Annotated in this window: 10 protein-coding genes; 2 read left to right on the top strand and 8 right to left on the bottom strand. The window is 41.3% G+C overall.

The annotated features are described in order from the left end of the window. Positions 1-93: 93 nt before the first annotated feature. On the bottom strand, positions 94-480 hold the full coding sequence (locus tag HQR03_RS00320) for a hypothetical protein (protein WP_173238756.1): 387 nt from the start codon (positions 478-480) through the stop codon (positions 94-96). Positions 481-606: 126 nt separating this feature from the next. After that, positions 607-2,418, bottom strand: a complete 1,812-nt coding sequence (locus HQR03_RS00315) for a hypothetical protein (protein ID WP_173238755.1) — start codon at positions 2,416-2,418, stop codon at positions 607-609. Positions 2,419-2,633: 215 nt separating this feature from the next. Here HQR03_RS00315 and HQR03_RS00310 point away from each other — a divergent pair, with 215 nt between their 5' ends. After that, positions 2,634-3,764: a sterol desaturase family protein gene (locus HQR03_RS00310; protein WP_173238754.1), complete on the top strand. Its 1,131-nt coding sequence runs from the start codon at positions 2,634-2,636 to the stop codon at positions 3,762-3,764. Positions 3,765-3,780: 16 nt separating this feature from the next. Here HQR03_RS00310 and HQR03_RS00305 read toward each other — a convergent pair whose 3' ends face one another. The 6 genes from HQR03_RS00305 to HQR03_RS00275 all read right to left on the bottom strand — a co-directional run bounded on the left by HQR03_RS00305 (position 3,781) and on the right by HQR03_RS00275 (position 11,874). After that, positions 3,781-5,076 carry a VWA domain-containing protein gene (locus HQR03_RS00305; RefSeq protein ID WP_173238753.1) on the bottom strand — a complete coding sequence of 432 codons (1,296 nt, stop codon included), beginning with the start codon at positions 5,074-5,076 and terminating at the stop codon, positions 3,781-3,783. A 143-nt stretch (positions 5,077-5,219) separates the two neighbouring features. Further along, positions 5,220-5,912 carry an RloB family protein gene (locus HQR03_RS00300; RefSeq protein WP_173238752.1) on the bottom strand — a complete coding sequence of 231 codons (693 nt, stop codon included), beginning with the start codon at positions 5,910-5,912 and terminating at the stop codon, positions 5,220-5,222. Further along, the gene (locus HQR03_RS00295; protein WP_173238751.1) at positions 5,912-7,240 is read right to left on the bottom strand and encodes an AAA family ATPase; all 1,329 of its coding nucleotides are present in this window, start codon (positions 7,238-7,240) and stop codon (positions 5,912-5,914) included. Before HQR03_RS00295 ends, HQR03_RS00300 begins: the two co-directional genes overlap by 1 nt. Positions 7,241-7,549: 309 nt before the next feature. Beyond that, positions 7,550-8,542 carry a hypothetical protein gene (locus HQR03_RS00285; RefSeq protein ID WP_173238749.1) on the bottom strand — a complete coding sequence of 331 codons (993 nt, stop codon included), beginning with the start codon at positions 8,540-8,542 and terminating at the stop codon, positions 7,550-7,552. 138 nt (positions 8,543-8,680) lie between these two features. After that, the gene (locus HQR03_RS00280; RefSeq protein ID WP_173238748.1) at positions 8,681-8,893 is read right to left on the bottom strand and encodes a hypothetical protein; all 213 of its coding nucleotides are present in this window, start codon (positions 8,891-8,893) and stop codon (positions 8,681-8,683) included. Between the two features lie 35 nt (positions 8,894-8,928). Further along, the gene (locus HQR03_RS00275; protein ID WP_173238747.1) at positions 8,929-11,874 is read right to left on the bottom strand and encodes a valine--tRNA ligase; all 2,946 of its coding nucleotides are present in this window, start codon (positions 11,872-11,874) and stop codon (positions 8,929-8,931) included. Between the two features lie 374 nt (positions 11,875-12,248). Between HQR03_RS00275 and HQR03_RS00270 the strand changes: the two genes are divergently transcribed. Continuing rightward, positions 12,249-13,406, top strand: a complete 1,158-nt coding sequence (locus tag HQR03_RS00270; protein WP_173238746.1) for a formate/nitrite transporter family protein — start codon at positions 12,249-12,251, stop codon at positions 13,404-13,406. The last annotated feature ends 66 nt before the right edge of the window (positions 13,407-13,472 follow it).

Below are 13,472 nucleotides of genomic sequence, written 5' to 3'. Positions count from 1 at the left end.
GGTTAATCGTTTGTCTGATACTCTTAATTATTAGTATAAAAAGCTAACTGCTAAATTTGAGCTTTATTCGATGGCATCTTACTCAATATCGGCTTATTTAAGATAGCCTTCCCAGTTGTCCGCAATCGCCTTAGGAAAACAAAATGGTCTTGGGGCGACAGTAATCGCTATCGGAACTAAAATCTGTTTACTGACACCGCCAATGCGAGCGCAGCTCTCTACATCAGGCACATCATAATATATCACTCGCAAAGTATTCTGCGGACAGAGGTCTGCGCACTGGAAGGATTTGACGACTGCGGTACCATGATGATAGCCAATCACCCACTGCTGCGCGCCTTCGGTTGGTGCTGATTCTTTTTGCTTGGCTGCTTGAATAAGATCGGCATCTGTTAAGGTGTCTTCATTGGTAGGCTGCGAGACGCAAGCCATTAGACTTGCTATCAAGAGGCTTAAGGTAAGCATTTTAGTGGTGTGCATGGCGTCTCTCCTTTGACTATGAGTCTTCCCTTCTGCATTTCATAGTATAACAGGCAAGCTAAAAACTTCATTTTAGCTGTTTTTGTTTTAGGTGCTTTTGTTTTATGCGCTAAGGGTAAAAAGATCCTATTTCATACCCATCAAATCACGCTTACGCACCCACCCTGACTTTGAGCCACCTTTATAGCTTACTTTAACCCAATCCTGATTTTGTCCATAAAAAATATTGGGTTGTTGGATGATGTCGCCTTTTATAAAATAGCTTGCTGGTTTATTGGGCATAAAATTTTCATTCAAAATTTCTGCTTTATCACTGACTACCTTATAGCGGGTAGGCGGTATGGGACAATTTTGCAATTTGTAGTCATCGTCGACTTCTTTATCTAAATCAAATCGAGCAAAATCCGTCGTGGCATTATATTGCGTTCTACTTTGACAATAATATGCCTCCCCCGTATCTACGGTGCTTTTTAAAACGCCATGGGTCACCCACCATTCAGTACCAACCTGTTCAAATAGATACTCTTTGATATAGTCTTTTTCACTATTTGCCCAGTATGTACTTACAATAAATCCCTTATTATTATGTCTAGGAGTAATGGTAGAAAAAAGGGTAGAAGGTGCATCAGCAAAGGTAATCGAAGACAAATCTAACTCATAATATTTACCTTTTGCTAAATAAACGTATAACTCATCATCTTGCTGGCTATCGCCATTAGAGTTATTTTTAGCCACTAGTAAGTCGCGCTTGCCATCATTATTGACATCGAAATGAAAACTGGCAAATAAAGGACTGGGAAAAAAATGCTTATAGTTTGCTTGGGTGATCCTAGCCTTTGGTGGGGTTGGTTTAGGACGTTCATCAACAGGGACAATCTTTCCTGTGACCGTGATTTGGAAATACTTATCAACTACTGATATTTCTTGGTAATCCTCTTCAATAGTGAACGTGCTACCTAAATGGGTAATAGCAATATTGTCGTCTTTGACAGTAATGAGATAATATTCGGGATCAACAAACATACCTTCAGGATTATCGTCAGTAATATAGTCCGCACCGCTATCCTCGAATAACCCGTATGCCAAAAATACTTCAATATCACCAATGCTGGGCAGTTTAAAAAACCCTCGGTCAGAGGAGCCACCCAGCACAGGCTTAAGCTTATTAGTCACTTGCTTGGCATGCACTTGATCATCCATTGTAAACTCGCTAGTGACTAGATTGGTATCGAGCTGCACGGCGTCATCTACATCATAACTACTAAAGGGTAGTGTAGTGACATTGGTGATGCTTCGGTCTGCTCGCACTGAACCATCATCAGTTAACTGATAATGAATGGGTTGGCGGTTAAAATCATAATAAGTGTTAATGATCTGTTGATAGTCTTTTGCTATTACAAAGTCGTTTTCAGCCAGCTCAAATATATGAACCGTATCATTAGCATTTGGCGTACGCGTTTTTTTAATAGTCACAAGATAGCTGTATTGGTCTTCAAGTTGATCAATGGTTAAGCCAGAGGTATCTTCAAGCTCAAGGGACTCACTTTCATAAGCATGAAATATGACAAAGACTTGCATATCATCCTTATCAGGGAGCTGATAAAATCCTGCCCGCTTCATATAATCCCGCGATAGCAGCTCTTGAAGCTGTTTATTATTGGTCTTAACTGGAAATGCTGATAACGGCCTTTGTTGACCGTTTTGTGACGTCTTTTTAGTAAAGGGCAGCGCTGTAATTTGCTCTAAAGCAGAGTTAGCAGAGCTTTTATTTGCTTTGGGCTGGTGGCTACTCGTATTATTGGTATCTACCGAGTCCCTGTTATCATCAACAGATTCTGAAGAACAGCCATTGATAGCTAATGCCAGTAAAATACTCAAGGGTAAAGAGGCCAAAACGGTTGCACGACTGCCTATAGAGTAGGTTGTCAAATCAGTCATAAATCGCTATCCAGCAGTAGGGTTTTAAGAAGCATAAAATTATGATTAGCAGCAGGACTTTCGTTAGCATCGCTGTGGCATCGTAATGGTTTGACTATAGCTAGCTTACATTATGCGAATAAACAGTATTTGTCCAACTATGTCGAGTAAATAATATACTCATTTGCGCTAAACAATGCTAAATTAAACTCAAATTGCCTTAACGAATTGAACTTATGAGCAAACTACTCCGAAAGCACTTTGAAGACCGTGAAATAAAAAAAGGCTCAGGGCAAGTGTCTGCCTTTATTGCGGTGTCTTTGGGCATACTTGCCACGCTTGGCGCTCTGTGTTTTTTATTCCCCAATCTGCTTACCACACCAGATTTTAGACCCTTATATGATGCCAATATTTTACGAGGCCTATTGTTTGCCAGTGTAGTTATTGGCTTTGTGTCGGGTGTTATTAGTCTACTACGCAATCCGTCTAAGCGCTGGGGCATGGCGGGTATGTTACTCAATGCCTTGGCAGCGCTGCTCGCGTCAGGACAGATCGAGCCCAATTACTATGAGCGTAGTCTATATGCAGGCTTGGATTATTTTGTTTTGACTCTAGTGATTTCCGCATTAGTGTTTATACCTATGGAGCGGTTTTATGCCAAATATAAAGAACAAAAGCTATTGCGATCTGGCTGGGTAACGGACATTAAATACTTCATGTTTAGCCATTTAGGTATTCAGTTATTGAGTTTTTTTACCATCATTCCAGCGCAGATTTTATTTAACCAATGGCTCAATCCCTCATGGCATCAGCTGGTCAGTGGTCAGCCTTTAGTGCTGCAATTTATAGAGATTTTGATCATAGTGGACTTTTTTAGTTACTGGATTCATCGCACTATGCACAAAGTCCCGTCGCTATGGCGCATACATGCGGTACATCATTCTTCGCATCATATGGACTGGCTGGCGGCAAGTCGGGTGCATGTGTTTGAGCTGATTGTGAATCGTTTTGTCGGTTATATTCCCTTATTGTTTATGGGCTTCTCTCCAGCGGCAACTTATGCTTATTTGGTGTTTATCTCTTTTCATGCCATTTTTATTCATGCCAATGTACGTTTCCGTTTTCCGTATTTTCGCTGGCTGCTGGCAACGCCAGAGTTTCATCATTGGCATCATTCCTCAGAAAAAGAAGCGTGGGACAAAAACTTTGCCGCCTTTTTACCCATTTATGATGTGATATTTAAAACCGCTCATCTGCCAGACCATTTACCCAAAAAATACGGTACGACAGCCAATACAAAAATACCAGAGGGCTTTGTGGCGCAGCTAGTATATCCGCTGCAAAATAAACAACGCAAAAAGAATTGATGCTATTAACATCTACTTACTTTGCTATCAATCCAATCTTACGAGCTTCTTTGAGCCAGCTTGGAAACTCTTCTAGCATATTTTCATATAAAGCTTCTTCGCTAACATCATCCAAATCGTCTAATTCAAAAAAGCTGCAATTATCAAGCAGTCGTCCAGTCATATCATCTAAGTCTTTTAATATGCCGTAACTGCGACCACCCAAACCAACGAATTGCCAGAATATAGGAAGCTTCGCCGCTTCAGTCATGATTTTAGTAATGCCACGCGTATCTCGCACCCCGCCATCACTGATGAATAAAATATAAACGGGAACGTTGAGTCCATCATTCTGATAAAAATCAGTAACCGCTTTCATCACCCCTGCCTCATTATTAGTACGTGCGCCCAGCTCCCATTTGCGCCAGCCGCCATGAGCGTTGTTAATAAAACCGTCATAGTTGCTCAGTCCAATCTCGCCCAAATACTGCGGATCTCGGGCAAACGCCCAGCAGTCTAGTGCTTGGTCGTCATCAAAGTTCACTGCCAATGGCAATATGCGATTGACTACCTCTTGCACTCGGCCTTTTTTGTACTGTCTGTTCATTGAGCCTGATGCATCTAACACCAGTGCTACCTTTGCGGTCAATTGCTGCAACTGGCGTTTCTCAAGTGATATGGTGGCTTTTTTGGCTAGATTGACCAGTTTTGGTGCTTTATCTAGCATGACCTTCTCTAACGACGGTTTTGCTTGCACTGGCGTGGCGGTCGGCTCGAGTACCTGTGGGCTACTCTCTTCTACGTCACCACCGAAATGCTGCACGATGGCGGCAAGTCCACCATTAAAGCCTTGCGCGACGTTAGATACTCGCCAAACGCCGCCCTTACGATACAGCTGCATCAGCATACTGGCTTGCTGCTGAGCAAAGTCTGCTGCTTGATACGCTGCCTGCGCTTTTTGCGACTGCTGCAAAATGCCAATCTCTAATGATTGAATTTGATTCAGCGGCGTGTCAGCTGACAACACAAAAAACAAGCTGTCTATATTCGCAGCCAGTTTGGATAAGTTAACCTCAAACTCGGCTTGGATGCCTTTATTTGCCGTTAGCTGTGACTCATAATGAGTGAGCTTGATTTGCCCGCACGGTGAGGTTGGCTGATTATAAAACACCATGTAATCATCATTGATCAGTTTGCCCGCTGCGTCTAAAGCAAAGCAGCTGATGTCCATCTCTATTGGGCTTTGGCGAGTGAACTTAAGCGTGATTGATGCAGTATCGTCAATAGCAAGGTTGCTTAAAGGCGCGCGTTGTCCGACGGTGAGATGGTTCATGATGTTCCTTACGTTAGCTTGTTATTCCTTTAAAGATAATAGACTAATTACTGACATTAAAAAACCGCTCACCATTTAGGCTTTGAGCGGCTCTTTACAAATATATTTATATTTTTAGATCAAACATTAAGAAAAAGCTATTTTTATCTGTTAAGTTTGGTGTTTGATGTACTTCTGATATCTATCAGATATTGAACAAGTTCATGAACCTCAGTAGATGGATTCATTTCGTTAGTATCTATTGCTGCTTTAAGAGTACCCTTAGCATTTCCCATTGCTACCTTTAATTTGCTATAAAGTAGTCTATAAATTCCTGTTTGACTCTTGTCATACTTTTTCCTAGAAATGGATCCCCACTCTTTGTTTAAAAGTTGAATGCATTTATCAGCGGAACTTTTAGTTCCTGTATTACCAATACTTGTTCTTGTAAAAATAAAATGGCATAAATACCAAAATTCAAAACAAGGGTATGAGCGAACCATATGGAACGGTTTACCATTTCTACTATGACTATTGAGCTTGTCTATGGCCTGTTCAAAATTTTGATGGCCATCTCTATCAATCACACAATAAACCATATCAAATGTAGAGGCTAAGTTATTATCATTTATACTCTCCTCGTACAATTCAATTGCTTTGTTGACTACAGATATAGGGTCTGATCCACAGTCTCCAGTGATCTTAACATCAACAGAGGATAGTCTTTCATACTTAACTAACTCTTCAAAATAGTTTGGGCTTGACTTACTATCTTCACAAACTATCAACACTCTATCATGTCTTTCGACCTCGTTTTGTTGTCGAGTAAAAGGTCGACCTGTATTTTTTTTACTCATTACTTATCCACTTCTTCTAATATTTTTTGTTTGGAATCATGAAAAATGAGGTCACTAATGATCGGTTTAGCACCGTAGCGGCCATGTAGATAATATTCCTCAATATCTTCTCTACCATCATCACGAGAAGTGAATTTACTAAGAGAGAATAAATTAGTAGATTTTTCTTTTCCCTTTTCACAAAACCAGATTTGGTCTCGACGCAAAAGATCTCGGCGTAGTATTGAGGTTTCATGCGTTGTGAAAATCAATTGTCCATTACCTGAATTTTGTTCAGAATTGAACAGCTTAACTAAAAATCTTACTAAATCAGGATGTAAGCTTTTATTAAACTCATCAATTATAAGCAATCCACCATTCCTTAGTGAGGAAAAGATCAATGAAGAAAACTCAAACATTTTTTGAGTACCGTCAGACTCATCATGAAGTATAATCTTCACATCATTACCTTCTTCATCAGTGTGGATGAAAAAAACTTCATCTACATGCTCTTCATGAATACGTTTCGAAAGCTCCTTTTGAATTTCTAATGGCATATCTTTAGGAAACTTTATAGAGTTTATTTTAGTTTTTTCAAAAACAATATCATCAACATCAATATCAGAACTTTGCATCAAAGATAGTATTAACTTTTTATCTCTTTCGTCATTTTTACAGAATTCCTTAGTAAGCTTATCGCCAATCCTATCTTCACTAATAATTATAATGTTGTCCATAAGTACATCATAAATAGGTTTGAGTTGCTTACTATTCAGGTGCACAGCAGTAGATAAAAATAATTGATCAGAGCGTGTATTGTTTTTCCAAGTATTTTTTTGACCTTTGAAAAAAGATGACTCACTCCAAGTATACTCTTTACTTTCATTGTCATATAAACGATGAAACCACCCCTGCTCACGACCTTTAGGATAAACACTTAACCATTCTTCATAAACCTGCTTTCTATCTGCCGAAAAACCATATTCAACTAATGTTGGTTTATATTCCTCTTCGTCAGGTAGATTCATAACGAAAGAAATATTGAATGTTGTTGGCTCTAACTTTGATAGGGGACTAAATAAAAAAGGAGTAATAGGAATATTTTCATCTAACTCCTTATTAAATGAATTTTTGAGAATACTTTTCATTTGGAACATAGCTTTCAGAATATTCGATTTACCTGAAGCATTCGCTCCATAAATCACAGCTGTTTTCAATAGCTCTGGAACTGACAGAGCTCGAGAATCGAAATAGTTATCAGGCATTTTATTACCTATGGCTTTAACCATAGATAATACTTGCACTTCTTTGATCGACTTGAAGTTTTCGACTGAAAATTCGACTAACATAATTGTATTTCCACATATAAAGCAGTTTAACTTTACTAACAATAAGTATAATTCAATAAGGGTTTATGGCTATTTTTACCAAAAACCTGCTTTAAATTAACATTTAACGTTCTTCTTGTCGAACATTAATTCTTTAATAAATATCCACACGCAACTATTTGATATGAAAAGTAACTCTACAACGCCTCTAACTCTTCCATCTGCGCTGTCATAGCCATCAACTGCCCTTCTAGCTCAGCCAGTTTTGCCTTTTCAGCATCAACAATTTCAGCTAGCGTTTTATCGACAAATCTCAAAACAACTTACATGCTAACCCAACAACTGACTAAACGCTATCTCTCTCCTCAAACCATCAACCACCGTATTTATCTTATCGGATAAATCGATTTCCTCTTTACTATAATCATTCTTTTTAAACAAAGCCTTCGACTTCCTCGCTGCCTTGATATACGCACTATCTTGATAGAGCACGCCAGTGACCTCTTTATTGACAATAGCTATCTCATTGCAATATGACTCTAACTCGCGATTGCTCGTATTGAGTAGGATGATGGTATTCTCTAATTTTTCCAAATTATCTAAGATAGATTTTCTTTTTTCTATTAATACATCATTTTGCTGATTAAATTTCTTAATGTTGGAGCGAGACTTAAATGCCGAAAATGCGACTGTCGGTATGATCATGATAGCCAAAACCAGTAAGTAGCTTATCAGAGTTGTACCGCTACCACCCAAAGCTAACAGCAAGAACCAAATGACCATGATCGCTAGTAGCACTGCCATGATACCGATGAATATTGAGAATGACGGAAACCATGTTTTTAGCCTAGCGACTTTGGTAAAGCCAAGACCCTCAATCATATGAACCTGTCTGTCTATTTTTTCGGTATTTTTGACTTCTTCTATCGCTATTTTTATCGTGGTTGTATTGTTGACTAAGCGGCTACTTGCTTTTAACTCTCTGATGATAAGAGCAATATTCTGCTCTAACTTGGAAATACTCAAGTTAATTCTTTCTTGTAACTCAGTGACTTTATTAAAAATAAAACTATATTGCTCGTAGCTATTATCATAAGAATGTCTGCTTTTTACTGAAGCTTCATGACTGCCTACAGTAAATAGATATAATGCAGCACTTTTAAAGCTGCTCTCGTAATACTCTTCTCTATCGTAAGCGATATTGGCATAGGTTTTTAACTGTCTATACTTCGGAGCATCTTTTGCCTTGCTTCGATATAAAAAATAGCTAGGGATAGCCAGCAGCAGAACGATAATGACTAGCTTGAAATAGATACTATCCATAAGCATTTTCCAAATTTGATGAGGTGTTATGAATAGATTAAGTTAGAATTTAGATGGAAGGATATATAGTAACTGACATATTTAAGTTTATAAGAGTAGATTGGTGGGTTACGCTTGAGCTAACTTAACCTACAAAAGCTACTCAAAATCATCAAGCTCTTCATATAATTTTTTATAAGCAAAAGTAATAAGAGTGGTCATAATAATAGCAACAGCGATAGTTCCTATCGCTGTTGCCATACCTGCAAATTTCCACATGATTAAGAATAGCAGGCAAAAAACCAGTATGACTTTAAAGCCATGCCATATATTGGCAAAAATGCTACCTCTATTGACAAATTCATCCCACATTATCTAGGCCTTCATACTGGTTATAGTCAATTTTCTTACAACGCTTTCAACTGCTCCATCTGCGCCGTCATCGCCGTCAACTGCCCTTCTAGCTCAGCCAATTTCGCCTTTTCAACATAGACCACTTCCGCAGGCGCTTTACTGACAAAGCCTTCATTACCTAGCTTACGCGAGATACCTTCTGCTTGACCTTTCAGCTTATCATATGACTTACCCAAACGTGCCAGCTCAGCCGTTGGATCAATCAGACCTTTCATCGGGACAAGGACGCGCAGCTGACCGACCATACTTGATGAGGATAGCGGAACCTCATCGCCGTCTTTGAGGATAGTTAAGCTGTCAACTTTGGCAAGCGCTTTGAACTGATTTTTGATACGTGATAGGCGCGCATCTTCATCGCTAGAGATATTTTGTAGTAATACTGGCAGACGTACCGCATTACCCAGTTTCATCTCACCACGAATGTTACGCACGCTCGCAATAAGCTCTTGAAGCCACGCCATATCTGCCTCAGTTTGCTCACTGATTTTTGCATTATCGGTTTGTGGATAGTCAGCAACGACAATGCTGTCGGTATTTTTACGACCCAATAGCGGTGCAACCGTCTGCCAGATTTGCTCAGTCAGATACGGCATGATTGGATGGGTGAAGCGTAGCACAGTCTCTAGTACGTGCAGTAGTACATAGCGGATTTGCGCTTTACGCGTATCCGATACCGAATCATCATTTAGGCTGGCTTTGGCAAGCTCAACGTACCAATCACAGTACTCATTCCAGATGAACTCATAGATATCTTGGCTGACCATATCGAGACGATACTGAGCGAAATGCTGATGAATGTCTTTGATACTAGAGTTCAGACGACTCATGATCCATTTTTCTGGCAATTCCCATACATCAGGATTCGCCGTTTGGTCGATAGGCTTGGCGTTGCTGTCACCATCAACACAGTTCATCAGTACAAAACGGCTGGCGTTCCAGATTTTATTACAGAAGTTACGATAGCCCTCGACACGCTTTAGATCAAAGTTGATATCGCGACCCGTACTGGCAAGCGAGGTAAAGGTAAAGCGCAGTGCATCCGTACCATAGGCTGGGATTCCTTCTGGGAACTCTTTACGCGTTTGCTTTTCGATTTTGGCCGCGTCTTTTGGATTCATCATATTGCTGGTGCGTTTTTCTACCAGTGCTTCTAGCTCAATACCATCGATAAGGTCAATCGGATCTAAGACGTTGCCTTTTGATTTTGACATTTTTTGACCATTGCCATCACGTACCAGACCATGCACATAAACGGTCTTAAACGGTACTTGCGGCGTGCCATCTTCGTTTTTCACGAAGTGCATGGTCATCATGATCATGCGGGCTACCCAAAAGAAGATAATATCAAAACCTGTCACCAACACGCTGGTCGGGTGAAAGGTGTCCATCACGCGTGGATCGGCGTTGACGTCTGCCCAGTCAAGCGTACTGAACGTCCATAGACCAGAGCTGAACCACGTATCGAGCACATCATTATCTTGGCGCAATACGATATCATCGCTGAGACTGTACTTGCTACGTACTTCGGCTTCGTCACGGGCGACATAGATTTCACCCGTCGCATCGTCATACCATGCAGGGATACGATGTCCCCACCACAACTGACGGCTGATACACCAATCTTGCAGATCGGTCATCCACGACATATACATGTTTTTGTACTGCGCAGGGACGAACTCGATGCTGCCGTCTTCTACCGCGTCAATCGCAGGCTTGGCCAGCTCTTTAACAGCGACATACCACTGATCGGTCAACCACGGCTCAACGATCGTACCGCCACGCTCAGCACGCGGAGCTTTTAGTGCGTAGTCTTCGATATCTTCTAGCCAGCCCTGCTCGCCTGCTTGCGCCACAAGGAACTTACGTGCGGCAAAACGCTCAAGTCCTGCATACTCGCTAGGCGTGGTCTCTAGCTCTGGCTCACGCACTTGCAAGTCAGCGTAGACCTCCATGTCAGCTAAGATATTAGCGCGCTCATCAAGGATATTAATCAATGGCAAGCTATGACGACGACCGAGGTCATAATCATTAAAATCATGAGCTGGGGTGATTTTTACGCAACCCGTACCAAAGTCTTTTTCGACATAATCATCAGCGACGATAGGCACGACGCGACCCGTAATTGGTAAGGTAATCGTTTTACCAACCAAATGCGCATAACGTTCATCGCTAGGATTGACTGCGACAGCGGTATCACCGAGTAAAGTCTCAGGACGTGTGGTGGCGACGACCAGATAGTTTTTGCCATCTTGGGTCGTTAGGTCTGCATCCGTGAAATGATAGCGGAAATGCCACAAGCTGCCTTTTTCATCATGGTTTTCGACTTCTAAATCCGATAGTGCAGTTTGGAACTTCGGATCCCAATTGACCAAACGCTTACCGCGATAAATAAGTCCTTCATCGAACAGACGCACGAACACTTCTTTGACCGCATTGGATAAACCATCATCCATGGTAAAGCGCTCACGCGACCAATCGACCGAGCTACCAAGCCGACGAATTTGACGGGTGATATTGTCACCCGACTCTTCTTTCCATTCCCACACCTTATCGATGAAGTCTTCTCGCGTCATATCGCGGCGCTTAATACCTTGCGCTTCTAGACGACGCTCGACGACCATTTGGGTCGCGATACCTGCATGATCGGTACCCGGTTGCCACAAGGTATTGTCACCATCCATACGGTGATAACGCGTCAATGCGTCCATAATGGCGTTATTGAAACCGTGTCCCATATGTAGCGAGCCGGTGACGTTTGGCGGTGGCAAAGCAATAGAAAACGATTCATCTTTATCAAAGCTTGGCTTAAAATAACCACTGTCTTCCCAGCCTTGATACATGCCTGCTTCGACATCGCTTGGATTGTAGGCGTTTTCTAATTGGCTTAAGGCAGCTTGAATCGATTGGGTTAAATTATTTTTGCTATCAGGGTTACTCATAAGGCTCTCAGACTAAAATGTAAATGGATTAAATAATAAGCAAAGGTATGGTTATCGTCGAATTCATACAATTAACCAACGCAAGCTAGGTTCAGACCTAGCGCTAACGTTGGATAATAATAAGTCATCCGAGCAAACAAAAAAGTTAGTAGGATGATTTTATCTTATATGGGCAAATTTTGTTAGCATCGAATGCTTTTTCGCTGCTTGCAGTCGTTATTGGCTTACTGTAACTTATTAAAATAAGCTGTCTTTAGTAATACAGCAGCACGGCATAGCGCCATTACAGCATGGCAATGGCTATAAGTCGATGTCGGTTTGACTCGCACTTTTATATCTTTTACTCACCGCTTCTCTTATATAAGTTTACTAGCATGCCTAATAACAAAGATCATTCTCATGAAAATAATGAATCCAGCGTCACCACTCACCGTCACGCAGCAAAGAGCAGTGACGATAATAATGCCAATACCGATGACAAGAACAATGCAGTAGCAGTGAGCAATGAAACCCATCAGTACGTCGCTCAGGATGAAGACCAAAATGATTCCAAAAATGAAAGCCAAGATGACTCTGAAGATGAAAACCAAGATGAAAGTGCGTCAGAGGGCAAAACCCTAAAAGACGAAGACTTTTCAGAAGGCATGAGCGATGAAGACAAACAATCTATCAAAGAAGTGGCCAGCGATGACAACTTAAGCGAACCTAAAAGCTATGCCAGTATCTTGGTTGAGCAAGTAATGGATGCCAAAGAAACCTTTGAACGCTCGCTTGGCTCGTTATTTACCAGTGCCTTTACCGCTGGGCTGGAGATTGGCATTAGCTTTTTTATGATTTTATCGGCTTTTGCGCTGTTGAGTGGCGTGCTACCCAGTCATTATGCCATTGTCCTCGCTTCCCTACTTTACCCGATTGGCTTTATCATTGTCGTCATTGGGCAATCGCTATTGTTTACCGAGCAAACGTCTCTGTTGAGTCTTCCTGTACTAAATGGCATCGAACCATTAAACAAACTCATGCGGCTGTGGGGCATTGTGATCGCGGGTAACGTCGTTGGTGGCTGCTTATTTGCAGCGTTAATGATCGGGTTGGGTTTACATATGCAGCTATTTAGTGCGAGCGATATCGACGCCTATTCCGAGCATGTCTTGGGATTTGAATGGTGGGTGATATTTGGTAGTGCTGTGCTGGCAGGTTGGATGATGGGGGTCGCCGCTTGGCTGGTGACCTCGGCACGCGATACCATTAGCCGTATCGTGCTGGTGTCATTAATCACGGGTAGTATTGGTTTTTTAGGTTTACATCATAGTATCGTGGGTAATATTGAGGTGTTTTCTGCCCTACTGTATGGCAATACGGTCAGCTTTTGGCGTTACTTAATATTTTTAGTGATAGTGACATTGGGAAATACGGTCGGCGGTGTGGTGTTTGTCGCGGTACTCAAAAACCGTACCTTCTTATTTGAAATCGAAAGAGTTAAGCAACAAAATGCAGACCATCAAATAGCGAGAACGAATAGACGACGGCGCTAGGGTAATCAAATGCCTATCGACTCGTAAAGCCTCTGACTCATACAAGCAAATGCCAACGCAAACTCA

The sequence above is a fragment of the Psychrobacter okhotskensis genome (assembly GCF_013248965.1).
Classification (GTDB): domain Bacteria; phylum Pseudomonadota; class Gammaproteobacteria; order Pseudomonadales; family Moraxellaceae; genus Psychrobacter; species Psychrobacter okhotskensis.
Note: the sequence above shows the minus strand (reverse complement) of the source record. Positions and strands in the feature narration are given on the sequence as shown.

What these genes read in the sequence shown, in the direction of transcription:
- HQR03_RS00315 (WP_173238755.1), bottom strand. Translation starts at nt 2,418, where the DNA reads ATGACTGATTTGACAACCTACTCTATAGGCAGTCGTGCAACCGTTTTG.
- HQR03_RS00295 (WP_173238751.1), bottom strand. Translation starts at nt 7,240, where the DNA reads ATGTTAGTCGAATTTTCAGTCGAAAACTTCAAGTCGATCAAAGAAGTG.
- HQR03_RS00300 (WP_173238752.1), bottom strand. Translation starts at nt 5,912, where the DNA reads ATGAGTAAAAAAAATACAGGTCGACCTTTTACTCGACAACAAAACGAG.
- HQR03_RS00320 (WP_173238756.1), bottom strand. Translation starts at nt 480, where the DNA reads ATGCACACCACTAAAATGCTTACCTTAAGCCTCTTGATAGCAAGTCTA.
- HQR03_RS00305 (WP_173238753.1), bottom strand. Translation starts at nt 5,076, where the DNA reads ATGAACCATCTCACCGTCGGACAACGCGCGCCTTTAAGCAACCTTGCT.
- HQR03_RS00285 (WP_173238749.1), bottom strand. Translation starts at nt 8,542, where the DNA reads ATGGATAGTATCTATTTCAAGCTAGTCATTATCGTTCTGCTGCTGGCT.
- HQR03_RS00270 (WP_173238746.1), top strand. Translation starts at nt 12,249, where the DNA reads ATGCCTAATAACAAAGATCATTCTCATGAAAATAATGAATCCAGCGTC.
- HQR03_RS00275 (WP_173238747.1), bottom strand. Translation starts at nt 11,874, where the DNA reads ATGAGTAACCCTGATAGCAAAAATAATTTAACCCAATCGATTCAAGCT.
- HQR03_RS00280 (WP_173238748.1), bottom strand. Translation starts at nt 8,893, where the DNA reads ATGTGGGATGAATTTGTCAATAGAGGTAGCATTTTTGCCAATATATGG.
- HQR03_RS00310 (WP_173238754.1), top strand. Translation starts at nt 2,634, where the DNA reads ATGAGCAAACTACTCCGAAAGCACTTTGAAGACCGTGAAATAAAAAAA.